This window comes from Mycobacterium sp. UM_WGJ (assembly GCF_000455125.1).
GTDB lineage: Bacteria > Actinomycetota > Actinomycetes > Mycobacteriales > Mycobacteriaceae > Mycobacterium.
In genome coordinates, this window is sequence record NZ_AUWR01000038.1 from 20883 (window position 1) to 44353 (window position 23471).

Genomic DNA, 23471 nt, shown 5'->3' on the forward strand with positions numbered 1-23471 from the left:
GCACCGATCCGTCGTGGTGTAATCGGCAGCACCTCTGATTTTGGTTCAGATAGTTCAGGTTCGAGTCCTGGCGACGGAGCTCAGATTTGTCCCACCCTTTGCCGCGAGCGTGCCCAGAATGACAGGCTAGGCGGCGTGTCGATGGACAATCACGCACTCTCGAGCCCGGATGCCAGCCAGGACGCCGTCATCGTCTTGGCGGCCGGAGCCGGCACCCGGATGGTCTCCGACACCCCCAAAGTGCTGCATGAGCTGGGCGGGCGCAGCATGCTGGCGCACTGCCTGCAGGCCGCCGCCGGCGTCGATCCCCGCCACTTGGTGGTGGTGTTGGGCCACGAGCACGAGCGCATCACCGGGTCGGTCGCCGAACTGGCGCAGGCCCTGGACTTTCCCATCGACATCGCCCTGCAGGACCAGCAGTTGGGCACCGGGCACGCGGTGCTGTGCGGCTTGGCGGCCCTGCCGGACGACTTCACCGGCACCGTCGTCGTCACCTCCGGCGACATCCCGCTGCTGGACACCGCCACCCTGCAGGCGCTGATCGACACGCACCGCACCGCCCCGGCCGCGGTCACGGTGTTGACCACCACGCTGGCCGACCCCACCGGCTACGGCCGCATCCTGCACACCCAGGACGGCGAGGTGACCGCGATCGTCGAGCAGGCCGACGCCACCGAATCACAACGGGAGATCCGCGAGGTCAATGCCGGGGTGTACGCCTTCGACATCGCCGCGTTGCGTTCCGCGCTGGGCCGGCTGGGCTCCGACAATGCCCAGCACGAGCTGTACCTGACCGACGTGATCGGTATCGTCCGCGGCGACGGCCAGGTGGTGCACGCCCGTCACGTCGACGACGCGGCGCTGGTGGCCGGCGTCAACGACCGGGTGCAGCTGTCCGCGCTGGCCAGCGAACTCAACCGACGCCTGGTGGCCGCCCATCAGCGGGCCGGTGTCACCATCATCGATCCCACCACCACCTGGATCGACGTGGACGTGACCATCGGGCGCGACACCACGGTCGCGCCCGGAACCCAGCTACTCGGCCGGACCGCCGTCGGAGCGCACTGCACTATCGGCCCCGACACCACCTTGACCGACGTGACGGTGGGCGACGGTGCGTCGGTGATCCGCAGCCACGCCACCTCGTCGGCGATCGGCGCCGGTGCAGCGGTCGGACCGTTCACCTACCTGCGTCCCGGCACCGTGCTGGGTTCCGACGGCAAGCTAGGCGCGTTCGTCGAGACCAAGAACTCCACCATCGGCACCGGGACGAAGGTTCCGCACCTGACCTACGTCGGCGACGCCGACATCGGCGACCACAGCAACATCGGCGCGTCCAGCGTGTTCGTCAACTACGACGGCCAGACCAAACGACGGACCAAGGTCGGCTCGCACGTGCGCACCGGCTCGGACACCATGTTCGTCGCGCCGGTCACCATCGGCGACGGCGCCTACACCGGCGCCGGGACCGTGGTGCGCCACGATGTGCCGCCGGGCGCACTGGCAGTGTCGGCCGGCCCGCAACGCAACATCGAGAACTGGGTGCAGCGCAAGCGGCCCGGCAGCCAGGCCGCCGCGGCCGCCGCGTCGGCGGCTGACGCCGAAGAAGCCGGCCAGACTCCACCCGATCTGTCATCGTGAGCTTGATCGCGTTGAGGCAGCCCGAGGCGAAATCGCACGCCGGGCTACGTACCATAAGGCCCGAATTAGCTCGACCGAAATCCACAATCTCCTACGGCGGGGGCAGCGCGTGAGCCACGACTGGACAGACAATCGCAAAAACCTGATGCTTTTCGCCGGCCGTGCGCACCCGGAGCTGGCTGATCAGGTCGCCAAGGAACTGGACGTACCGGTTACCGCGCAGACCGCTCGCGACTTTGCCAACGGCGAGATCTTCGTGCGCTTCGACGAATCGGTGCGCGGCTGCGACGCCTTCGTGCTGCAGTCGCACCCGGCGCCGCTGAATCAGCACCTGATGGAACAACTGATCATGATCGATGCGCTCAAGCGCGGCAGCGCCAAGCGGATCACCGCGATCCTGCCGTTCTACCCGTACGCGCGCCAGGACAAGAAGCACCGCGGCCGCGAGCCGATCTCGGCTCGCCTGGTGGCCGACCTGCTCAAGACCGCCGGTGCCGACCGGATCGTCACGGTGGACCTACACACCGACCAGATCCAGGGCTTCTTCGACGGCCCGGTGGACCACATGCGAGCCCAGCCGCTGCTGATCGGCTACATCAAGGAGAACTACGGCAACTCCGACGTCGTGGTGGTCTCCCCCGACTCCGGCCGGGTGCGGGTCGCCGAGAAGTGGGCCGACTCGCTGGGCGGCGTGCCGCTGGCCTTCATCCACAAGACCCGTGATCCGCGGGTGCCCAACCAGGTCAAAGCCAACCGGGTGGTCGGCGAGGTCACCGGCAAGACCTGTGTGATCACCGACGACATGATCGACACCGGCGGCACCATCGCCGGGGCGGTCAATCTGCTGCGCGAAGACGGCGCCAGCAACGTGATCATCGCCGCCACCCACGGGGTGCTCTCGGACCCGGCCGCCGAGCGGCTGGCGGCCTGCGGAGCCAGCGAGGTGATCGTCACCAACACCTTGCCGATCCCCGAGGACAAGCGCTTCCCGCAGTTGACCGTGCTGTCGATCGCTCCGCTGCTGGCCAGCACCATCCGGGCCGTGTTCGAAAACGGCTCAGTCACCGGGCTTTTCGATGGGGACGCCTGATATGACGGATGCAGTGGTCTATCACAACCCGCGCTGCTCGACCTCGCGCAAGACGCTGGACCTGCTGCGCGAGAACGGTATCGAACCGACGGTCGTGGAGTACCTGAAGACCCCGCCGTCACGAGCGGAACTGGCCGAGATGATCCGTGCCGCCGGAATCGGTGTGCGCGACGCGGTGCGTACCGGCGAGGCGGCGTATGCCGAGCTGAACCTGGCCGATGCGACCGATGACGAACTGCTCGACGCGATGGCCGCCAACCCGATCCTGATCCAGCGGCCGTTCGTCGTCACCGGTAACGGCACCCGGCTGGCTCGTCCGATTGACACGGTCCGCGAGATCCTGTGACCACGCTGCGCTTGACGGTCGCCGCACTGGCGTGCGCGGCCCTGGCCGGCATCACATCCGGGTGCGGCGCTAAAAGCCCTGACTACCAGTCGATCTGGGGTAACGGCACCACAACCACCACCTCTTCGGAACCGGAGGCTCCGGTCACCGTGGGGCGCTACCTGGAGGACCAGGGCGTGGTCGCGGAGGCGGTGGCCCCCAACGCACCGACCGACCTGACGGTGTCGATCCCCACGCCGCCGGGCTGGACGAAGAAGGAAAGCTCGTTGCTGCCGCCCACCACTCTGGCGCTCGGCAAGGGCGAGAAGTACCCCCGGGCGATTTTGAGTGTGGTCAAGCTCAACGGGAACTTCGACTCGAAAGAGGCCATCCGGCACGGTGTGGTCGACGCCCAGCTCTCGCCGAACTTCCGGCTGCTGGACGCCTCGAACGAGGACTACCAGGGCTTCCCGTCATCGATGGTGCAGGGCACCTACGACATGGATGGCCAACGTCTGCACAGCTGGTTCCGGATGGTGATCGCCACCGGCTCGGCGCCGACCGAACAGCGTTACCTGGTACAGCTGGCGGTCACCGCCCCCGCCGACGAGGCGGCCAAGAACGCCACCGACGTCGAGGCGATCATGAAGGGCTTCACCGTCGCCGCCAAGTGAGCCCCTAGCTGCGTCGGATCTTGTTAAAGTGACGCACCCGTCGAAGGGAGTCCCGCCATGTCCCTTATTCGCCCGTCATCGCTGAACCTCGCCGGCCTCGGCGTGGCCGCGGTCGCCACCGGCCTGCTGGCGCCCATGGCGTCGGCTGACGCCCCACCCGGCTGCACCGCCGCCGACATGGCCAACGCCGTCACCGGCGTCACCGCCTCGACGTCGGGCTACCTCTACGCGCATCCGGACGTCAACGCGTTCTACACCGAGCTGCGCGACCGGCCCGACGACGAGGTGCCCGAAGCGATCCGCAGCTTCTTCGCCGACAACCCGCAAGCCCACGCCGACCTACTCGGGCTGCGCCAGCCCCTGACCGATTTCCGGGCCCGGTGCGGATTGCCCCAGCCCGAGCACCCGCTGCTGGACCAGTGATGGCCCGCCGGATCTGGGTCGTCGCGGCGCTGGCCCTGACCAGCCTGCCGGGGGTCGTCGTGGTGTTCACCCCGGCCGGCACCGCCACCGCGGGGTGTGTGGGTGTGGGCCGCCGGGTGTATGTCAGCGGCTGCGCCGACCCGGTTCCACCCCCGGCCTACTACGCACCGCTGCCCGAAGACGTGCCGCCGCCACCGCCTCCACCGCCGGTCAACACCTGCGTGGGCTACAACGGCCGCTGGGTGCACGCCAACAACTGCAACTAGGCGCCCTAGCGTTCTAGGGTGACAGCCATGAGCTCTTGGTCCGCCTCCGATCTGCCGTCGTTCGCCGGGCGATCCGTCATCGTCACCGGAGCCAACAGCGGTTTGGGTGCGGTGACCGCACGCGAATTGGCCCGTGTCGGCGCCGACGTCACCCTGGCCGTCCGCGACACCGCCAAAGGCGAGGCCGCCGCGGCAGGGATGTCCGGCCGTACCGGTGGGGTGACGGTGCGCGCCTTGGATCTGGCGGACCTGTCCTCGGTGCGGCGGTTCGCCGCGGAGACCGAGTCAGTCGATGTGCTGATCAACAACGCGGGCATCATGGCGGTGCCCTACGCCAAGACCGTCGACGGTTTCGAAAGCCAGATCGGCACCAACCATCTGGGGCATTTCGCGCTGACCAATCTGCTGTTGCCCAAGCTCACCGACCGGGTGGTGACGGTGTCCTCGGCCCTGCACCGGATGGGCTACATCAGCCTCACGGACCTGAACTGGGAGTCGCGGCGGTATTCGGCGTGGCTGGCCTACGGCCAGGCCAAGCTGGCCAATCTGCTGTTCACCAGCGAACTGCAACGCCGGCTCGTGGCCGCGGGCTCACCGGTGCGCGCGCTGGCCGCCCACCCCGGCTATTCGAGCACCAACCTGCAGGGCCAGACCGGAAATCGGATCAGTGACCTGGTGATGCGCACCTTCGGCAACGGTCTGCTGGCCACCAGCCCCGACTTCGGGGCGCGCCAAACGCTCTACGCCACGTCGCAGGATCTGTCCGGCAATACCTTCATCGGTCCGCGCTTCGGCATCGTCGGCCGCAGCGGTTCGGTGGGCCGCAGTCTGCTGGCCAAGCGCGGATCCACGGCCGCCGGGCTGTGGGAGCTGTCCGCGCAGCTCACCGGCGTTCAATTTCCACTCTGAGCCGCCGATGCGCTAGCCTGACCAGGCGTCACGGCGAGGGCGGCCACCATTGGGCCGCCGTTATCGACGAGGACCTCCTTAGATGGTTGTCGCGATCTGGCCGTGCCTCATGCACCCCGTAGCAACCAAGGAGTCCAGATGGCCAAGAGCCCGACCACCAACCAGCTGACCGTTTCGGTGCGCACCGAGACCGGCAAGGGCGCCTCGCGCAGGGCCCGTCGGGCCGGCCGCGTCCCCGCGGTCCTCTACGGCCACGGCAGCGACCCCCAGCACCTCGAACTGCCGGCCCACGACTTCGCGGCCGTGCTGCGCCACTCCGGCACCAACGCCGTGCTCACCCTCGACATCGAGGGCAAGGAGCAGCTGGCGCTGACCAAGGCTCTCGAGATCCACCCGATCCGTCGCACCATCCAGCACGCCGACTTGCTGGTCGTGCGCCGCGGCGAGAAGGTCATCGTCGAGGTCAACGTCGTCCTCGAGGGCGACGCCGTTCCCGGCACCCTGGTCACCCAGGACGCGACCGCCGTCGAGATCGAGGCCGAGGCGCTGTCGATTCCGGAGCAGCTGACCGTCTCCATCGAGGGCGCCGAGGCCGGCACCCAGGTCACCGCCGGGGCGCTGGAGCTGCCCAAGGGCGTGAGCCTGATCTCCGACCCCGAACTGCTGCTGGTCAACGTGATCGAGGCCCCCAGCGCCGAGGAGCCGGCCGAGGCCGAGTCCGCCGGCGCGGAAGCGGGCGCGGAGGCCGCCGAGGGCGCGGCCGACGAGTCCGAGTAGGCCGAGCACCGCGTGGCCGAGTCACCACCGATATTGGTGGTCGGCCTGGGCAACCCGGGCCCGACCTACGCCCGCACCCGCCACAATGTCGGCTTCATGGTCATCGACCTGCTCGCCGAGCGGATCGGGTCGTCGTTCAAGCTGCACAAGAAGTCGGGTGCCGATGTGGCCACCGGGCGCCTGAGTGGGCGCTCGGTGGTGCTGGCCCGGCCACGCTGCTACATGAATGAGTCGGGCCGCCAGGTGGGGCCACTGGCCAAGTTCTATTCAGTGCCTACCGGCGACGTCGTGGTGATCCACGACGATCTCGACTTGGACTTCGGCCGGATCCGGCTCAAGCAGGGCGGCGGCGAGGGCGGTCACAACGGCCTGCGCTCGATCGCGACGGTGCTGGGCAGCAAGGACTTTCAGCGGGTCCGTCTCGGGATCGGCCGGCCGCCCGGCCGCCAAGATCCGGCGGCGTTCGTACTGCAGGCATTCACTGCCCGGGAGCGCGACGAGCTGCCGACGATCTGCGAGCAGTCCGCCGACGCCACCGAGCTGCTGATCGAGCTGGGTCTGGAACCGGCCCAGAACGTGGTGCACGCCTGGTCCTAGCGCGCCGAGTGCCAGATTCCCACTCGCGGTGGATGCTGCCGCGCCCTAGGTGACCAGGGCGACGGAGTTGGCCCGGCGCAGCTTGCCCGACGGCGTCTTGGGGATGCTGCCCGGTCCGAGCACCACCACGTTGCGCGGCCGCATATCGACCTCGGTGACCACCTCATGGGCGACCTGGTGCTCGATACGGCGTACCTCGACCGGGTCCTGCCAGGCGTTGGATTCCACCGCGACCGCGAACGTCTCCCGCGAGTGCCCGGCGTCCAGGCGCACTGCGACCGCACAGCCCGGGCGCACGCCCTCGACGCGGCCCGCGGCCCGCTCAATGTCGGTCGGATAGATGTTGCGGCCCGCCATGATGATGACGTCCTTGACGCGGCCACACACCACGACGTGGCCGTCCTCCATCTGGTAGCCCAGGTCGCCGGTGTCATACCAGCCGTGCTCGTCCTGCGCCGGCAGGAAGCCCGCCATGGTCAAGTAACCCGGGGTCACCGGCTCGCCGCGCAGCTGGATCACGCCGACCCCGCGCGCCGGCAGCGAATTGCCGTGCTCGTCGACGATCCGGATCTCGATGCCCTCCAGCAGCGGCCCCAGCGAGGCCAGTCGCCGGGTGTTGCCCTTGGTGGCGGGCACCGCCTGGCGCAGCGCGGCCAGCAGGTCGGCGTCGACCTCGTCGACCACCAGACCCGCACCGCACTTGGAGAACGACACCGCCAGAACCGTTTCGGCCATGCCGTAGGCCGGCAGGATGGCGGCCGGGTTCAGCCCGAACGGTTTACCGGCGTCGATCAGGTCCTCGACGTCGGCCGGCTCCACCGGCTCGGCACCCGAGAGCGCGAACCGCAGCGTGGACAGGTCGAACTGGCCCGGCGTGGCTTGCTTGCGCAGCCGCTTGGCGAACAGCGCGTAGGCGAAGTTCGGGGCCGCGGTCATGGTGCCCTTGTACTTGTCGATCAGCTTGGCCCACAGCAGGGTGTCCCGCAGGAAGTCCATCGGGGTGATCTTGACCAGCTCGGCGCCGAAGTACATCGGCACGGTCAGGAAGCCGATCATGCCCATGTCGTGGAAGCACGGCAGCCAGCTGACCATGACGTCCTTCTCGACGTCGTACTCAGCGCTGATGAACATCGCCTCGGCGTTGGAGTAGATGTTGCGGTGGGTGATCTGCACGGCCTTGGGCGACCCGGTCGAGCCGGAGGTCAGCTGCATCAGCGCCAGATCGTCTTCACCGGCTTCTTCCGGATCGATCGGTTCGGCGGCCAGCAGGTCAGCAACGGTGACGACCTTCAGGCCCTTCTCGGTCAGCACCGGGGCCGCCGCCATGAAGGGGTCGGAGATGATGACGGCCTTGGCGTCGATCATGTCGACGACGGTCATGGTGTCCTCGGCCCACACCGCCAGGTCGGTGCGCGGGGTGGGCTGGTGCAGCATGGTCAGGCTCGCCGCGCGCATCCACACGCCCTGGGCGGTGGGAGCGATTTCGACGGGGGCGCCGGCGAGCACGCCGACGGCGTCACCCGGGCCGACGCCGGCAGCCGCCAGCCCACCGGCGATGCGCCGGGCGCGTTCATGGACCTCGCCCCAGGTGTGCCGGACGGGTGTGTGCGGCTCACCGGTGACCATGCCCTTGGACGACTCCCGGGCACTACGGAACATGTTGTCGGTAAACCTGCTCACGACGGCCTCCTAGCCGGCACCAGTACTTTCCATACGGGCTCAGATTTCATGTTCCACCTGCCGTTGACCACATCGCGAGAGGCACACGCGCACAATTCGGTGGCGGTTAGATCTCGATACCGTAATGCGCGGCCCACCAGAGCGGCGAGCGTCTGGATGGCAGGGTTGTCCTGGCCGCAAATTGTCACCGCGGGCCATCTTAAACTCCTCTTAATCCGCGGGCAAATCTGCTAGCGGATCGGTGACGGTGTTATGCGCCACTCACCGATGACGGCACCACCCGGGCGCCGTAGACCGGACCGCTGGCCACCCGCACCGCCCGTCCCGCGCCGAGCGCCGACAGCTCGACGGCGACGTCGGTCGCCGACTGCGCTGAGCTGCACAGGAACGCACACGTCGGACCGGATCCGGACACCACGCCGGCCAGGGCACCTGCCTCCACGCCGGCGCGCAAGGTGCGGCGCAGGCCCGGATTGAGGCTGACCGCCGCCGCCTGCAGGTCATTGCCGAGCAAGCCGGCCAGCCGCTGCGGGTCCCCCGCGGCCAACGCGGCCAGCACCGGCTCTGGGTCGCCCGGTTCCGGCAGTTTGCGCCCGGTGTCGCGCAGCCGGTCCAGTTCTTTGAAGACCGTCGGCGTCGACAGCCCGCGGTCGGCGAACGCCAGCACCCAGTGGAAGGTCTCACGGGTCAGCACCGTGGCCAGTTCTTCGCCGCGACCGGTGCCCAGCGCCGTCCCGCCGTGCAGCGCGAACGGCACATCGCTGCCCAGCTTGGCGGCCAGTGAGTGCAGGTCGCGACGCGGCACGCCCAGTTCCCACAGCACGTTCATGCCGACCAGCACCGCAGCGGCGTCGGCGCTGCCGCCGGCCATGCCGCCGGCCACCGGGATGGACTTGTCGATGCTGATCGCCACGTCCGGAGCCCGGCCCACGTGCTCGGCCATCAGCTCGGCAGCCTGCCACGCCAGGTTGCGCTCATCGGTGGGCAGCACATCGGCGCCCTCGCCGCTGAGTCGCAACGACAGCACGTCGGCGTCGCGGACGGTCACCTCGTCGACCAGCGAAACCGCGTGGAAGACGGTGGTCAGCTCGTGGTAGCCGTCATCGCGACGGTCACCGACGGCCAGGTAGAGGTTGAGCTTGCCCGGTGCCCGCACGGTGACCGAACCGGTCGGGGACCACTCGGTGGCGGTATTGCCGTCGGATGCGGTCACGTGGATGAGACTATCGGTCCACGGCAACCCTGCACCCGGGCTCCGGGCCGCGAATCCCTACCGATCAGGAGAACAGGTCGGCGAAGTCGGCGCTGATCGAGCTGAAGGCATTCATCAGAACCTCCACCTCGAACCCGGCGGCCATGGTGACCAACCCGGTGGTGGCCGCCAGCGGCATCCCGATCGCGCCCACCAGATCACCGGACATCAGCTCGTTGAAGAACAGGCTCGCGCTGTAGGCCGGCAGCGTGGTGATCAGCGAGTTGATGATGTCGGCGGTCGGCAGCAGTGTCGCGTACAGGGTCGAGGCGGCGGCGCTGATGGTATTCGCGACGTCCAACAGGCTCGGCATGCTGAAGTCCGCCGGGCCTCCGGTGTCCCAGCCGAAGAGGCCAGCAGCACTGCCGGATGCCATGTCCTGCAAGGCGGCAACGAAGTCGTTCCAACCCTGCTCGGCGCCGTTCGCCAGGGCGGTGAGCACGTCCATCGGGTTCACGTCGGGGAACAGCCCGAACGGCGTGGAGATGTCCGCCGGTCCCTGGTCCCAACCGTGCTCGATGTTGCCGTAGCCGAGGTTGATCAGCACCCGCAAGGCCGGCTGCAACAGGTCGGCGAACGCGTTGCCGAATGCGTTGCCGCGCAACAGCTGCAACAGCGGCAGGTCTTCAGTGGGGATCATGAAGTACTGGTTGTTGCCGGTATAGCCGTCGGAGACATTGAGCTCGATGGCACTGGCCAGCTGTTCATCGGTGAGCCTCGGGTAGGTGCCGTGGATGAACATGATGCCCATGAAGGCGTTGAGGTCGGCCAGGAAGTTCAGCGGGTACTTCGGGAAGTCGGCGAAGCCGTCGTATTCCTGGATGTAATTGGCGGTCTCCCAAGGTGTCTCAGATGGAGCCCCCCCCGCTGAAGGTGACGCCGAGGCTGGCCAGGCTCAGCGGAACCCCGGGCACGTCGAAGCGGGCCAGCAGGCCGCCGTTGGGGTTGGCCGGGCTGCCCAGCGTCACGAAGGACAGCTGGTCGGAGGTCGGACGCTCTTCCTCGGGCAGGGCCAGCAGCTGGTCCATCACCAGACCGTTGATGACGCCGCTTTGCGAATAGCCCAGTACGACAAGGTCATTGCCTTTGCCGATCTCGCTCATGATCGTCTGATACAAGATGGTGGAGCCCTGCTGCAGCGAGGTGTCCAGCGGTAGCGTCTTCACGCCGGTGAGCGGGTAGAGACCCTCCGGGGTGAACAACGGGTTGGTGGCGTCCACCGGGAAGGTCGGCTGACCCGCGAATTTCGGCGTCGACGGGTCAAGAAACCGATCGGTCAGTGCGGCCAGGTACTGCGGCGACGGGATCGGCAGGCCGCTGCCGCCCATGATCCACGATTCGGTGTCGAGCAGAGTTGTCTGAGCAATCACGGTCTTGACGGAGGCGGTCAGGTCCGGCACCACAACCGGGGCGACTCCGAGGGCGGTGATGGCGGCCAGGGTCAGCGGCACGGCACCGATGGAGCTCAGGTTGCGACGGGACAGAGTTGTCATGGTGGCCTCCCCGGGTGACGTTATGGGGACGATTATCACCTCGCACCAGCGAAATGTCATTGATTTATACGCACTCGATCATGTTTTTCTTAGTTTTCTGCGAGGTAGCTGTGCGCGCCCTAATCTGAGGTCATGAACGCAGCCGGCGATTACGGCGGCTACCTGATCGAGCGCGAGATCGGGCGTGGCGGGCACGCCGGGGTGTATTTGGCCCACCACCCCAGCAGCCGCGACGTGCCCGTGGCGCTGAAGGTCCTCGATGAGTCGCACCGCTCCCCCGCCGAGCAGCGCCGGTTGGAGCGGGAGTTCGGGTTCGCCAGCGCCCTCAAGCACCCCCACATCGTCGCGGTGTACCGGCACGGGCCGTTCTGGCTGGCGATGCAGTACGTCGACGGGGGCAAGGCGACCGGCCTGCGCGCGCTGCAGGACCGCCTGGCCGCGCTGACCCAGATCGCGACCGCGCTCGACTACGCGCATCGTCGCGGCATCGTGCACAGTGACGTCAAGCCGGCCAACATCCTGATCCATGCCGACTTCGGCCGGGCCGGTGCGGTGCTGACCGACTTCGGAGCGGCCCACGCCGTCGTCGAAGACGTGTGGCACCGGCCCGGACATTTCGGGCACCCCGAAGTCTCGTTGCCCTACACCGCGCCGGAGATCCTGCAGGGCAAGGCCCCGTCGGCGGCCACCGACGAATACGCCTTGGCCTGTACGGCGGTAGAACTGCTCACCGGAGCGCCGCCCTTCCCCACGCAGAGCGCAGCCGATCTGGCCGAAGCGCACCTGCGGCTGCTACCGCCACCACTGTCCGACACGCTCGGTCCGGCGGCGCGAGCAGCCGATGTGGTGGTGCAACGTGCGCTGACGAAGTTTCCGGCACGCCGCTACGGGTCCTGCGCAGACTTCGTCGAGGAGTTGTCCCGCGCGCTGCTGCCGCACGCCGGGCCACCCAAGCCGGTCGAGACCTGAAGCAGGCGCACGAAATCGTCGATCGCCAACGTCTCGCCGCGACTCATCGGATCGATGCCAGCGGCCTCCAACAACTCCGCAGAGCGCGCCCCCGTTCCCGCCCAGTCCGTGAACGCATTGCGAATAGTCTTGCGGCGCTGGGCGAAAGCGACATCGATCAGGGCAAAGACCTGGCGACGGAAGGCATCATCGACCGGCCATTCAGCGGTGTCGTACCGGTCGATACGCACCAGCCCGGAATTCACCCGCGGCACCGGCCAGAACACGCTGGGCGGGACCGTGCCGCAGCGGCGCACCGCGCCGAAGAATCGTGCCTTGGCGCTGGGCACCCCGTAGTCCTTGCCACCAGGCTCAGCGGCCAAACGCTCGGCTACCTCCAACTGCACCATGACCGTCACGGTGCGGATGGAGCCGAACTCCGACAGCAGGTGCAACAACGCCGGAACCGCAACGTTGTAGGGCAGATTGGCCACCACCGCCGTCGGCGCGGTCGCCACCTCGTCACGGCGCAGGGTCAAAACGTCCCGCCCGAGCACCTCGAGCCGGGTGGCGTCAGCGGGAGCGTGTTCGGCGATGGTCTGCGGCAACCGGGCGGCCAGCACCGGATCCTTCTCGACGGCGATCACCGTCGGGCCGTACTCGAGCAACGCCAGGGTCAACGAGCCCAGCCCGGGCCCGACCTCGAGGACGTGGTCGTCGGCGGTGATACCGGCGCCGTCCACAATCCGGCGCACGGTGTTTGCGTCATGAACGAAGTTCTGCCCCAGAGATTTTCGGGGCCGCAGGTCGAGTTCGTTTGCCAGGGCCCTGATGTCACCGGCCCCGAGTAGCCCGATGGTCAGCGCCTCCCGCTGCACACCGGCCAGGCTCCCCAGCCTTGGCGGGCCTGGGTGACCTCCGCGATCGCGATCTGCTCTTCGCGAGTAGCCATATCCGCGCGCGGCGCGTACTTCAGACCGCCGTTGGCCACCCACGTGCCGTAATCGAACTGCACGCCACCGTAGAAGCCGTTGCCGGTGTTGATCGCCCAGTTTCCGTGCGACTCACAGTTGGCGATGCGGTCCCAGGCGGCCCCGTACACCGACGGCGGCACCTCGGTGCCCGGCTTGGCGCCGACCCGCAGTACCGAATCGCGGGCCGGGTCCACCACCGCGTTGGCGACCGGCAGGCGGCCGGTCTCGGCGCCGTTGACGGTGGCCACCGAGTACGTCACGTCCTGGGTGCCAGGCGTGCCCGGGTCGTCAACGACCTGCCGGCTGATGTTCATGGTCGGGTCTTCGATGCGACGGGCCGACGGGGGCAGCGGCACCCGCTCGGTGACCTGCTTGACCCGGATCCGCGTCACCTGGATCGCCATGCCCTCGGTGACCGGGGTCGAGGCCGCCGGGATGACCTTGTCGGCCTGCTCCAGCGGGGCGCCGTCGGCAGCCAGCAGTTCGGCGACATTGGGCGCGGCCAGGTGCACGGTGCGCACCACGCCACCGTCGTCGATCGTGACCGTCTTGGCGCTGACGACCGGCAGTGCCATACCGGCCAGCGGGACGCGGCTGCCGCGCGACGCCGCAGCGGGGGCGGTGTCGGTCATCGAGAGCTGGGCCAGCGCCTCGTCCACCGAGAGCGCCGTCGTCCACACCTGCTGAGGCTCACGCCCGTCCAGCGAGACCTGCAGGGGCCGCCCGCGGCGGACCATGATCGTGTCCGAGTCGTGCACCTGCGCGGTGCGGGCGGGGCTCACATCGTCGCGCTCGCCGAGGTCGAAGCCGTTCTCGGAGACGACGTCGATGACCCGCGACCGCATGGTGGTGACGGTGATCGGGGTTCCATCGACGTCCAGCGTCACGGTCTTGGCGCTGGCGACCGCGAAGCCGCCCGCAAAGGTCAGCACCAGCAGTAAAGCGCCGACCAGAAGCCGCAGCATCGGCGAGGGAGCCTGATGCAGCCTGGTCAAAAGATTCAAGACAAAAACCTCACGACACGGGAAAGGGGCCCTTACGGTGCCCCAGCTTCGATAACGGAACGGTAACGAACTCCACTGGCGTCGGCAACCGAATGTGACCTGCTCGACCTTCACCCCAGCCCATACACCCGCCGGGCGTTGCGGTTCGTGGCCTGCGCCAGTTCGGCTGCCGATCTTCCCAACAGCTCGGCCAGCGCTCTCACAGTGTATGGCAGACAGTAGGGCTCGTTCGGTGCACCGCGGTACGGATGCGGAGTCAAAAACGGCGCATCGGTCTCCACCAGAAGCTGCGCGTCCGGAATCAATGCTGCCGCTTCCCGCAGGTCACGGGCGTTTTTGAAGCTGACCGTGCCGGACAGACTCAGAATCCAGCCGGCGTCGATGCAGGTGTGAGCCATCTCCGGGCCGGACGAGAAACAGTGGAAGATCACCGTCTCCGGGGCGCCTTCGGCGCGCAGCACGTCGAGCACGGCGGCGTCGGCGTCACGGTTGTGGATCATCAGCGGTTTGCCAGCCCGTTTGGCCAGGTCGATATGCCAGGCGAACGCCTCGCGCTGGGTCTGGGGGGTCGCGCAGCCCTCCAGACGCCCGGGCCAATACAGGTCCATGCCGGTCTCGCCGACCGCCACCACTCGAGGATGGGCGACCAGCGCCTCGATCTCGGCGCGGGCCGCATCGGTGAGCGAATCGGCGCGAGTGGGATGCAGGGCGACCGCCGCGTAGACCCGCTCGTCGGCGTCGGCGGCCTGGGTCACCCAGCGAGCCGACGCCAAGTCGTCGGCGACGGTCACCGCCGCCTGCACCCCGACGGCGGCGGCGCGGTCCATGATGGCGCGCACCGACGAGGCGTCGGCACCCCCACAGGCGTCGAGGTGGGTGTGGGCGTCGACCAGTGGACTCAGCTCCTGCGGTGCCGGCGGCGGAGTTTTGGCTGATCGTTTCGAGCTCACCCGCACACAATAAGGTGGCGAGTGATGAGAAGAACGCAGCCTTTCTATGTCACCACCGCTATCACCTACCCCAACGGTGACCCGCACATCGGCCACGCCTACGAGTACATCGCCACCGACGCGATCGCCCGGTTCCACCGGCTCGACGGGTTCGACGTGCGGTACCTGACCGGCACCGATGAGCACGGGCTGAAGATGGCCGAGACCGCCGCCGCCGAGGGCATCGCCACCGCGGATCTGGCCCGGCGCAACTCCGATGTGTTCCAGCGACTGCAGGAGAAGCTCAACATCTCCTTCGACCGGTTCATCCGCACCACCGACGCCGATCACCTGGAGGCCTCCAAGGCGATCTGGCAGCGCATGGTCGACGCCGGTGACATCTACCTAGACGCCTACTCCGGCTGGTATTCGGTGCGCGACGAGCGGTTCTTCACCGAGGGTGAGACCCGGCTCAACGAGGACGGTTCGCGGGTCGCCGCCGAGACGGGGGCGCCGGTCACCTGGACCGAGGAACAGACCTTCTTCTTCCGGCTCTCGGCCTACGCCGACCGGCTGCTGGCGCACTACGAGGCGAACCCGGACTTCATCGCCCCCGAGGTGCGTCGCAACGAGGTGGTCAGCTTCGTCTCCGGCGGCCTGCGGGATCTGTCGATCTCGCGCACCTCGTTCGACTGGGGGGTGCCGGTGCCCGGACACCCCGACCATGTCATGTACGTCTGGGTGGACGCGCTGACCAACTACCTGACCGGCGTCGGCTATCCCGACACCGACTCGCCAACCTTCCGCCGGTATTGGCCCGCCGATCTGCACATGATCGGCAAGGACATCATCCGGTTCCACACCGTGTACTGGCCCGCCTTTCTGATGTCGGCCGGAATCGATTTGCCGCGCAGGGTTTTCGCACACGGCTTCCTGCTCAACAGCGGCGAGAAGATGAGCAAGTCGGTGGGCAACGTGATCGACCCAGTCGAGTTCGTCGACAAGTACGGCGTCGACCAGGTGCGCTTTTTCCTGCTGCGCGAGATCCCGTTCGGCCAGGACGGCAGCATCTCCGACGAGGCGATGATCGGCCGCATCAACGCCGACCTGGCCAACGAGCTGGGCAACCTGGCGCAGCGCTCGCTGTCGATGGTGGCCAAGAATCTGGGCGGGGTGGTGCCCGAGCCGACCGCCCAGGCCGCCGACGGCGAGGAACTGCTGGCCCTGGCCGACGCGCTGCTGGAGAAGATGCGGGCGGCCTTCGGCACGCAGTCCATGCACCTGGGCCTGGAGGCGATCTGGCAGATGCTGGGCGCGGCCAACCGGTACTTCTCGGCCAACGAGCCGTGGAAGCTGGCCAAGAGCGAGTCCGCGGCCGATCAGGCCCGCTTCGGCACCGTCCTCTACACCACGCTGGAGGCGGTGCGGATCGCCGCGCTGCTGGTGCAGCCGGTGATGCCGGACTCGGCGGCCAAGCTGCTGGACCTTCTGGGCCAGACCAGCGAACAGCGGATGTTCACCGCCGTACCCCAGCGGCTGGCGCCGGGCCTGACGCTGCCGGCACCCTCCGGGGTTTTTCCGCGGTATCAGCCCTGACGATGGGAACGCCCGGGCTAGAGCGGATCTAACCGTACGGCCACGGTCACTGCGCCATGCTCGTCGCGGTGCGCGACGGCCTGCCCGGTCCGGTTGACTCCGTCGAGCCGGATCGTCAACGGCCCGCCCTCGCCTGAGAAATTGCGCCACCAGGCCTTCGCATCCGGCATGGCGACTCCGATTCGCACCTCGTCACCGCTGCGCCAGTAGCCCACCGGAAGAGTGAAGGTCTGCCCGGACCGTCGCCCCACATAGCTGATCGTGGTCAACCGCCGGCCGAACAGCGAACCGAGCATCGGCGCTGCGATCAGCGACGTCGCCACGGCGTTGAACACCTGAATGAATCTCCGTCCCCGGCCACCGAACGCCATGGACCCAGCCTACGCACGCAGTGAATCAGGTCACACCGTGTCACGCTCGCCCGCTCCGCGGTGTCTAGAGGGCATCACCACTTCAAGGACAGGAGCACCTCATGACCCGCATCCAGGTCGTCATCATCGGCGGCGGCTACGCCGGCACCCTGGCCGCCAACCGGCTGCGCCAGCACCCGGACGTCGACATCACCCTGGTCAATCCGCGCCCGGAGTTCGTCGAGCGGATCCGGCTGCACCAGTACGTGGCCGGCACCGGCACGGCCACCATCGACTACCCCGAACTGCTCGGTGACGGAGTCCAGCTGCTGGTCGACTCCGCCACCCGGATCGACGCCGCGGACCGGCGCGTCGAGCTGGCGTCGGGCACCGTGCTGCGCTACGACTTCCTCATCTACACGGTAGGCAGCACCGGTGCGATCACTCCGGCGGTTCCCGGCGCCGCCGAATACGCTTATTCCCTCAGTGAATTCGAGTCCGCGGCCCGGCTGCTGGCCCGGCTGGGCGAGCTCGCCCCGCAGGCCCCGGTGACGGTGGTGGGCGGTGGACTGACCGGAATCGAGGCTGCCTCCGAACTGGCCGGACAGGGCCGGCCGGTGACCCTGGTCTGCGGCGAAATGCTCGGACCGTCACTGCACGCGGCGGGCCGACGCTCGGTGGTCAAGGCGCTGCGCAAGCTGGGTGTCGATGTGCGCGAGGCGGTCGTCGCCGAAGTGCGCGCCGACGCTCTGGTGCTGCGTGATGGCACCGTGCTGCCCAGCGCGGTGACGGTCTGGACGGCAGGGTTCGGCGTGCCGGACCTGGCCACCGCCAGTGGACTGGCCACCGACGCGTTGGGTCGGCTGCTCACCGATGAAACTCTGACCAGTATCGACAACCCGTGGATCATGGCGGCCGGAGATGCCGTCGCCCCCTCGGGCCAGCCATTGCGGATGAGCTGCCAGGCCGCCCTGCCACTGGGCGCTCAGGCCGCCGACACCGTGCTGGCCCGCATCGCCGGGACCTCGCCGGTCGCGCTGGACCAGGCGTTCGCCGCCCAGTGCATCAGCGTGGGACGCGACGCGGCCACGGTGCAGTTGTCCCGCCGCGATGACACCCCGATCAAGGCGTTCGTCGGCGGCCGGCTTGGCGCCGTGGTCAAGGAGGCGATCTGCAAATACACGGTCACGTGGATTCGGGGCGAGGCCGCCAAGCCGGGCTCGTACCGTTGGATGAAGGCCGGCGCCCGTGCGGGCCGCATCGCACAGGGCCAGGCGGAACGGGGGGCCGCGGTGTGACAAACGGTCAAACCCAGCGGTTCAGCGAGCCTCGACGAAGGAGAGGCGAAGCTGGAACCGCTGCTCAAGCCCAGCGGTTCACCGAGCTCCGGCCGCTACTGTTCACCATCGCCTACGAGATCCTTGGCTCGGCAACCGAATCCGACGACGTCTTGCAGGACAGCTACCTGCGCTGGGCTGAGGTGGACCTGGCCGAAGTCCGCGATGTCAAGGCGTACCTGGCCAGCCTGGTCACCCGTCAGGCGCTCAACGCGCTGCGGGCCGGCGCTCGGCGCCGCGAGGAGTACGTCGGGCCGTGGCTGCCTGAGCCGCTGCTGCTGACCGAGCACGATCCCTCGGCCGATGTCGTGCTGGCCGAATCGGTGTCGATGGCGATGCTGGTGGTGTTGGAGACGCTGCGCCCCGAGGAGCGCGCGGTGTTCGTGCTGCGCGAAGTGTTCGGTTTCGACTATGACGAGATCGCGGCCGCGGTCGGCAAATCCGCGGCCGCGGCCCGCCAGGTCGCGCACCGGGCGCGCAACCACGTTCAGGCGCGGCGGCCGCGCTACGCTCCGGTCGACCCGGAGGAGAGCGCGCGGGTCACCGCGGAGTTCATGGCCGCGGCGGCGGGCGGCGACATCACCACCGTGCTGTCGATGCTGGCGCCGGATGTGGTGTGGACTGCCGATAGCGGCGGCAAAGCCAGCGCGGCCCGCCGGCCGGTCGTGGGTGCCGACAAGGTGGCCCGCACGGTTATCGGGCTGCTGCGGCAGGGGACGCAGATGCCCGACGTCCGGGTGGACATGGGCGTCTGCAACTCCGCACCCGCGGTGCTGTTCTACCGCGCCGACCGTCTGGAGGGTGTATTCACCTTCGAGATCGTCGACGGGCTGATCACCAACTTCTACGCCATGCGCAACCCGGACAAGCTGGCGGCGGTGGCGGCCGCCCGTGAGATCACCCGAGGCGCCGACGTCTGACAAGCTAGTGCCGTGCGAATCGAGCGGCTCGGCGACTTGGGGGCAGCCCCGGCGGTGCTGCGCGCAGTCGGCGATGCGACCGACCGACGCGGGCTGCCGCCGCCGGCCGCTCTGACCGGCGAGTGGTTCGGGTCCCAGGCGGTGATCGCCCCCAGCGTGGCCGTGAAGCCGGTGGGCCCCGACCAGGTGTTTTGTGCCCCGAATGCCCCGAATGCCCCGCATGGACCCGGTGTGGTGGGCGGCGGCTGGATCGGCTATCTGTCCTACCCCGATGCCGGCGCCGACGGCCTGGGGCCTCGCATCCCCGAAGCCGCCGGCGGCTGGACTGACTGCGTGCTGCGTCAGGACAACACCGACGGGCAGTGGTGGTTCGAAAGCCTGTCCGGAGCGGCCATGCCGGGTTGGCTGGCCGAGGCGCTGACGACGCCCGCCCCGGCGCGGGGATACCGCATCTATTGGGAGACTCCGGACCGCCAAGCGCACCGCGCCGGAGTGCTGGCCTGCCTGGAGGCTATCCGGTCCGGTGAGGTGTATCAGGCCTGCGTGTGCACCCGCTTCACCGGAGCCGTCAGCGGCGCCCCACTGGATTTCTTCGCCGACGCGGTGGCGCGCACCGGCCCCGCGCGTGCCGCCTACGTCGCCGGCGACTGGGGCGCGGTGGCCTCGCTGTCACCGGAGCTGTTCCTGCGCCGCCGCGGTCAGGTCGTGGACTCCAGCCCGATCAAAGGCACCCTGCCGCTGTACGCCCGCCCGTCGGCGCTGCGCGCTTCGACCAAGGACGTCGCGGAGAACATCATGATCGTGGACCTGGTCCGCAATGACCTGGGCCGGGTGGCGATCACCGGCACGGTCACCGTGCCCGAGCTGTTGGCGGTGCGGCCGGCCCCCGGGGTGTGGCATCTGGTGTCGACGGTCTCGGCCCGGTTGCCCGAGCAGCTGGCCATGGCGGAGTTGCTGGATGCGACGTTCCCGCCCGCGTCGGTGACCGGGACCCCCAAACACCGTGCCCGCCAGCTACTTTCGGAGTGGGAGCCCGCGCGTCGCGGGGCGTACTGCGGCACGGTGGGGTTGGCGTCGCCGGTGGCCGGCTGCGAACTCAACGTCGCGATCCGCACCGTGGAGTTCGACGCCGCCGGTGGCGCGGTGCTGGGGGTCGGCGGCGGTATCACCGCGGACTCCGACGTCGACGCCGAGTGGCAGGAGTGCCTGCACAAGGCCGCCCCGATCGTCGCCGACGGCCAGTCCCAGGAACGCAGCACCGCGTCGTAGACGCACTACACGGTTGCGCCGCGGCGCGGCATCAGCAGCGCCAGCACCAGCGCCACGATCACCAACGCGGGCACGTCACCGGCCAGATGACCACGTTCGGCCGGGTCGCCGATCGCCTGCGCCGTCATGATCGCGGCGTGCACCACACTGGAGGCCACCGTGAACCAGATCAGGCTGCGATGAGCCAGCGGATCACGTGCGGCGAACAGCAGGAACACCCCGAGCGTGGCGTACATGCCCAGGATCATCACCAGATAGTGCGACGAATCCGCGCCGGCATGGCCCCAGGCCCAGCCCGCCGGCCAGAGCACGGTCAGCGGATAGATCCCGACGACGAAGATCAGCCCGACGACGGTCAGCGCAACCTTCAGCGGTGTCGTTTCAGTCCTGTCGTTCGACGTCATCCGCGTCCTCTTCGAGCCCGAGCAGCTACATCAGCAAAGCCTAACGGCGCACAGGAGAATCCGATATCCCCTACTGGCGGGATCGCAGCACCGCGTCGTACAGCTCGCGTCGCGACACCGCGGCGGGCACGTCGGCGATCACCTGCGCGCAGGCATCCTTGACCCGCATGCCTTCGCCCGCCAGCCGGTTCACCTCGTCCACCAGCGTCGCCAGGTCAGCGCGCGGGGTCGCGCCCGCCAACACCACGGTGATCTCCCCCAGCACGCCGTCGACGGCCCAGCCGGCCAGCTCGGTCAGCGTCCCGCGCCGCACCTCTTCGTGGGTCTTGGTCAGCTCCCGGCAGACCACTGCGCGACGGTCCCCGCCGAGTTCGGCGACCGCGTCACGCAGGCAGTCGGCCAGCCGCCGCGGCGACTCGAAGAACACGCAGGTGCGCCGCTCGTCGGCCAACGAAGCCAGCCACGCCCGGCGCGCCGCCTGCTTGCGGGGCGCGAAGCCCTCGAAGCAGAACCGCTCCGAGGCCAGCCCGGACAGCGCCAGGGCGGTCGTCACCGCCGATGGCCCGGGCAGGCAGGTCACGGCCAGCCCGGCCTCGGCGCACGCGGACACCAGGCGGTAGCCCGGGTCGCTGATCAGCGGCATCCCGGCGTCGCTGACCACCAGCACGGTGGCGCCGGCCTCGATCTCGGCAAGCAGGGTCGGGACCCGCGTCGCCTCGTTGGCGTCGAACAGGCTGACCACCCGGCCGGCAATCTGCACATCGAGAGATTTGGCCAGCGTCCGCACCCGGCGGGTGTCCTCGGCGGCCACGACATCAGCGGTACGCAGCGCTTCGACCAGCCGCGACGACGCGTCACCGGGCTGGCCCAACGGGGTGGCACCCAGCAGCAATCGACCATCGGGCATGGCGCACAGCCTACGATCGTCGGAATGAGCGCTCCGACCGCTACCAGGCCCGCGGCCGTGCCGGAGCGCTCTGCTCCGGTGATCAGCCCGGGGCTGCTGGTGCCGGTCGCCGATTTCGGCCCGACCGACCGGGTCCGGGGCTGGGCCGTCACCGCGGCAGTCACGCTGTTGGCCGCGGTGACCCGGTTTTCCAACCTCTACACGCCGACCGACGCCGGCACCCCGATCTTCGACGAGAAGCACTACGCGCCGCAGGCCTGGCAGATGCTGCACAACCACGGGGTCGAGGACAATCCCGGCTACGGCCTGGTGGTGCACCCGCCGGTGGGCAAGCAGCTGATCGCGATCGGTGAGGCGCTGTTCGGCTACAACGGGCTGGGCTGGCGGTTCACCAGCGCACTGCTCGGCGTGCTGGCAATAGCGCTGCTGGTGCGGATCGTGCGGCGCATGACCCGCTCGACGCTGGCCGGCGGGATCGCCGGGCTGCTGCTGGTGGGCGACGGGGTCAGCTTCGTCGCCGCGCGCACGGCGCTGCTGGACGGCTTCCTGACGTTTTTCGTGGTGGCCGCGTTCGGGGCACTGATCGTCGACCGCGACCAGGTGCGGATGCGGATGCATACCGTGCTGACCGAAGGCCGCTGCGGCGCAACCCCGTGGGGCCCTCGACTCGGGGTGCGCTGGTGGCGCTTCGGCGCCGGGGTGCTGCTCGGCTTGGCCTGCGCCACCAAGTGGTCCGGCCTGTACTTTGTGGTGTTCTTCGCGGCGATGTCGCTGGCGTTCGACGTGGCCGCCCGCCGGCAGTACCGGGTGCGGCGGCCTTGGCTGGGGACGCTGCGCCGCGACGTCGGTCCCACGGCGTATGTGTTCGCGCTCATCCCGTTCGGGGTGTATCTGGCGTCGTACGCGCCATGGTTCGCCTCCGAGACCGGCGTGGACCGCCATGAAGTCGGCCAGTCGATCGGCTTCGAGAGTCGGTTCCCGATTCCCGACGCGCTGCGCTCGCTGTGGCACTACACCTACCAGGCGTATCACTTCCATGCCGGGCTGACGAACGCCGCCGGCAACCACCACCCGTGGGAGTCCAAGCCGTGGACGTGGCCGATGTCGCTGCGCCCGGTGCTCTATGCGATCGACCAGCACGACGTGCCCGGCTGCGGCGCGCAGTCCTGCGTCAAGGCGGTGATGCTGGTGGGCACGCCGGCGATGTGGTGGCTGGCCGTGCCGGTGCTGGGCTACGCATTGTGGCGCAGCCTGGTGCGCCACGACTGGCGCTACGCCGCGGCGCTGACGGGCTACTGCGCTGGTTGGCTGCCTTGGTTCGCCGGCATCGGCCGGCAGATGTATTTCTTCTACGCGGTGCCGATGGCGCCGTTTCTGGCGATGCTGCTGGCCCTGATCTGCGTCGACATCATCAACAACGGCAGAACCCGTACCGAGGAGCGGTGGGCGCTCGGTCTGCTTGCGGTGTCGTGCTACGTGGCCCTGGTGCTGACCAACTTCGCCTGGCTGTATCCGATTCTGACCGGGGTGCCGATCTCCCCGGCGACCTGGAACATGGAGATCTGGCTGCCCAGCTGGTCGTAGCAGCGTCGCCGCGTGCGTCGTCGCGTCCTTCGTCGCGTGAGATTGCGCGCAGGGCTGCGGGCGGAACTTATCCACAGCCCTGCGCGCAATCTGAACGCGCGGGCCTCTAGTGTCCTGAGTCA

The 23471-nt window shown here is 68.7% G+C and carries 25 protein-coding genes and 1 tRNA gene; 16 read left to right on the plus strand and 10 right to left on the minus strand.

Annotation, left to right across the window (positions count from 1 at the left end):
* Nucleotides 1-7 precede the first annotated feature (7 nt).
* From N416_RS0112825 to pth, 10 genes are all read left to right on the plus strand, one after another.
* Nucleotides 8-79, plus strand: a tRNA-Gln gene (locus N416_RS0112825).
* A 62-nt stretch (nucleotides 80-141) separates the two neighbouring features.
* On the plus strand, nucleotides 142-1641 hold the full coding sequence (gene glmU / locus N416_RS0112830) for a bifunctional UDP-N-acetylglucosamine diphosphorylase/glucosamine-1-phosphate N-acetyltransferase GlmU (protein ID WP_036457892.1): 1500 nt from the start codon (nucleotides 142-144) through the stop codon (nucleotides 1639-1641).
* Nucleotides 1642-1750: 109 nt separating this feature from the next.
* The gene (locus tag N416_RS0112835; RefSeq protein ID WP_024442512.1) at nucleotides 1751-2731 is read left to right on the plus strand and encodes a ribose-phosphate diphosphokinase; all 981 of its coding nucleotides are present in this window, start codon (nucleotides 1751-1753) and stop codon (nucleotides 2729-2731) included.
* A gap of 1 nt (nucleotide 2732) precedes the next feature.
* Nucleotides 2733-3077 carry an arsenate reductase (glutaredoxin) gene (gene arsC, locus N416_RS0112840; RefSeq protein WP_024442513.1) on the plus strand — a complete coding sequence of 115 codons (345 nt, stop codon included), beginning with the start codon at nucleotides 2733-2735 and terminating at the stop codon, nucleotides 3075-3077.
* Entirely contained in the window at nucleotides 3074-3730 is a 657-nt protein-coding gene (locus N416_RS0112845) for an LpqN/LpqT family lipoprotein (RefSeq protein WP_081654555.1), read from the plus strand. The genes arsC and N416_RS0112845 overlap by 4 nt, the downstream gene beginning before the upstream one ends.
* 57 nt (nucleotides 3731-3787) lie before the next feature.
* Entirely contained in the window at nucleotides 3788-4153 is a 366-nt protein-coding gene (locus N416_RS0112850; protein ID WP_024442515.1) for a heme-binding protein, read from the plus strand.
* A complete protein-coding gene (locus N416_RS0112855; protein ID WP_024442516.1) occupies nucleotides 4153-4419 on the plus strand; it encodes a hypothetical protein in 267 nt (88 codons plus the stop codon). The genes N416_RS0112850 and N416_RS0112855 overlap by 1 nt, the downstream gene beginning before the upstream one ends.
* A gap of 27 nt (nucleotides 4420-4446) precedes the next feature.
* Entirely contained in the window at nucleotides 4447-5328 is an 882-nt protein-coding gene (locus N416_RS0112860; RefSeq protein ID WP_024442517.1) for an oxidoreductase, read from the plus strand.
* Between the two features lie 138 nt (nucleotides 5329-5466).
* Nucleotides 5467-6105: a 50S ribosomal protein L25/general stress protein Ctc gene (locus N416_RS0112865; RefSeq protein ID WP_024442518.1), complete on the plus strand. Its 639-nt coding sequence runs from the start codon at nucleotides 5467-5469 to the stop codon at nucleotides 6103-6105.
* 12 nt (nucleotides 6106-6117) lie between these two features.
* Nucleotides 6118-6702, plus strand: coding sequence for an aminoacyl-tRNA hydrolase (gene pth, locus N416_RS0112870; protein ID WP_024442519.1), 585 nt, complete (start codon nucleotides 6118-6120; stop codon nucleotides 6700-6702).
* Between the two features lie 45 nt (nucleotides 6703-6747).
* Here pth and N416_RS0112875 read toward each other — a convergent pair whose 3' ends face one another.
* The 4 genes from N416_RS0112875 to N416_RS23900 all read right to left on the minus strand — a co-directional run bounded on the left by N416_RS0112875 (nucleotide 6748) and on the right by N416_RS23900 (nucleotide 11127).
* On the minus strand, nucleotides 6748-8382 hold the full coding sequence (locus tag N416_RS0112875) for a fatty acyl-AMP ligase (RefSeq protein ID WP_024442520.1): 1635 nt from the start codon (nucleotides 8380-8382) through the stop codon (nucleotides 6748-6750).
* Between the two features lie 250 nt (nucleotides 8383-8632).
* Nucleotides 8633-9595 carry a 4-(cytidine 5'-diphospho)-2-C-methyl-D-erythritol kinase gene (locus N416_RS0112880; RefSeq protein ID WP_024442521.1) on the minus strand — a complete coding sequence of 321 codons (963 nt, stop codon included), beginning with the start codon at nucleotides 9593-9595 and terminating at the stop codon, nucleotides 8633-8635.
* 64 nt (nucleotides 9596-9659) lie between these two features.
* Entirely contained in the window at nucleotides 9660-10457 is a 798-nt protein-coding gene (locus tag N416_RS23895) for a PE-PPE domain-containing protein (protein ID WP_231384238.1), read from the minus strand.
* Between the two features lie 25 nt (nucleotides 10458-10482).
* Nucleotides 10483-11127 carry a PE-PPE domain-containing protein gene (locus N416_RS23900; protein WP_231384224.1) on the minus strand — a complete coding sequence of 215 codons (645 nt, stop codon included), beginning with the start codon at nucleotides 11125-11127 and terminating at the stop codon, nucleotides 10483-10485.
* 132 nt (nucleotides 11128-11259) lie between these two features.
* Between N416_RS23900 and N416_RS0112890 the strand changes: the two genes are divergently transcribed.
* Nucleotides 11260-12096, plus strand: a complete 837-nt coding sequence (locus N416_RS0112890; protein ID WP_024442522.1) for a serine/threonine-protein kinase — start codon at nucleotides 11260-11262, stop codon at nucleotides 12094-12096.
* Here N416_RS0112890 and rsmA read toward each other — a convergent pair.
* The 3 genes from rsmA to N416_RS0112905 all read right to left on the minus strand — a co-directional run bounded on the left by rsmA (nucleotide 12012) and on the right by N416_RS0112905 (nucleotide 15009).
* Nucleotides 12012-12938 (minus strand): 16S rRNA (adenine(1518)-N(6)/adenine(1519)-N(6))-dimethyltransferase RsmA, encoded by a 927-nt coding sequence (gene rsmA, locus N416_RS0112895; RefSeq protein WP_369797603.1) that lies wholly within the window; start codon nucleotides 12936-12938, stop codon nucleotides 12012-12014. The two genes, N416_RS0112890 and rsmA, sit on opposite strands and share 85 nt — an antisense overlap.
* Nucleotides 12935-14053, minus strand: a complete 1119-nt coding sequence (locus tag N416_RS0112900) for a resuscitation-promoting factor (protein WP_036457889.1) — start codon at nucleotides 14051-14053, stop codon at nucleotides 12935-12937. Before N416_RS0112900 ends, rsmA begins: the two co-directional genes overlap by 4 nt.
* 110 nt (nucleotides 14054-14163) lie before the next feature.
* Nucleotides 14164-15009, minus strand: a complete 846-nt coding sequence (locus tag N416_RS0112905) for a TatD family hydrolase (RefSeq protein WP_196805137.1) — start codon at nucleotides 15007-15009, stop codon at nucleotides 14164-14166.
* A gap of 18 nt (nucleotides 15010-15027) precedes the next feature.
* Here N416_RS0112905 and metG point away from each other — a divergent pair, with 18 nt between their 5' ends.
* Entirely contained in the window at nucleotides 15028-16578 is a 1551-nt protein-coding gene (metG, locus tag N416_RS0112910) for a methionine--tRNA ligase (RefSeq protein WP_024442526.1), read from the plus strand.
* A 17-nt stretch (nucleotides 16579-16595) separates the two neighbouring features.
* Here metG and N416_RS0112915 read toward each other — a convergent pair whose 3' ends face one another.
* Nucleotides 16596-16949 (minus strand): hypothetical protein, encoded by a 354-nt coding sequence (locus tag N416_RS0112915; RefSeq protein ID WP_024442527.1) that lies wholly within the window; start codon nucleotides 16947-16949, stop codon nucleotides 16596-16598.
* Nucleotides 16950-17050: 101 nt separating this feature from the next.
* On the opposite strand from N416_RS0112915, the gene N416_RS0112920 reads away from it, so the two are divergent.
* The 3 genes from N416_RS0112920 to N416_RS0112930 are packed head-to-tail and all read left to right on the plus strand — an operon-like array spanning nucleotide 17051 to nucleotide 20454.
* Nucleotides 17051-18226 carry an NAD(P)/FAD-dependent oxidoreductase gene (locus N416_RS0112920; RefSeq protein ID WP_024442528.1) on the plus strand — a complete coding sequence of 392 codons (1176 nt, stop codon included), beginning with the start codon at nucleotides 17051-17053 and terminating at the stop codon, nucleotides 18224-18226.
* Nucleotides 18223-19185, plus strand: coding sequence for an RNA polymerase sigma-70 factor (locus N416_RS0112925; protein ID WP_024442529.1), 963 nt, complete (start codon nucleotides 18223-18225; stop codon nucleotides 19183-19185). The genes N416_RS0112920 and N416_RS0112925 overlap by 4 nt, the downstream gene beginning before the upstream one ends.
* A 12-nt stretch (nucleotides 19186-19197) precedes the next feature.
* Complete coding sequence (locus N416_RS0112930; RefSeq protein WP_024442530.1) at nucleotides 19198-20454, plus strand: aminodeoxychorismate synthase component I; 1257 nt, start codon at nucleotides 19198-19200, stop codon at nucleotides 20452-20454.
* Between the two features lie 5 nt (nucleotides 20455-20459).
* On the opposite strand, the gene N416_RS0112935 is transcribed toward N416_RS0112930, so the two are convergent.
* Together N416_RS0112935 and rsmI are read right to left on the minus strand one after the other, a co-directional pair.
* A complete protein-coding gene (locus N416_RS0112935; protein WP_024442531.1) occupies nucleotides 20460-20858 on the minus strand; it encodes a DUF6632 domain-containing protein in 399 nt (132 codons plus the stop codon).
* 70 nt (nucleotides 20859-20928) lie between these two features.
* Nucleotides 20929-21765 (minus strand): 16S rRNA (cytidine(1402)-2'-O)-methyltransferase, encoded by an 837-nt coding sequence (rsmI, locus tag N416_RS0112940; RefSeq protein WP_024442532.1) that lies wholly within the window; start codon nucleotides 21763-21765, stop codon nucleotides 20929-20931.
* 24 nt (nucleotides 21766-21789) lie between these two features.
* On the opposite strand from rsmI, the gene N416_RS0112945 reads away from it, so the two are divergent.
* On the plus strand, nucleotides 21790-23349 hold the full coding sequence (locus N416_RS0112945; protein WP_024442533.1) for a dolichyl-phosphate-mannose--protein mannosyltransferase: 1560 nt from the start codon (nucleotides 21790-21792) through the stop codon (nucleotides 23347-23349).
* Nucleotides 23350-23471: the final 122 nt, after the last annotated feature.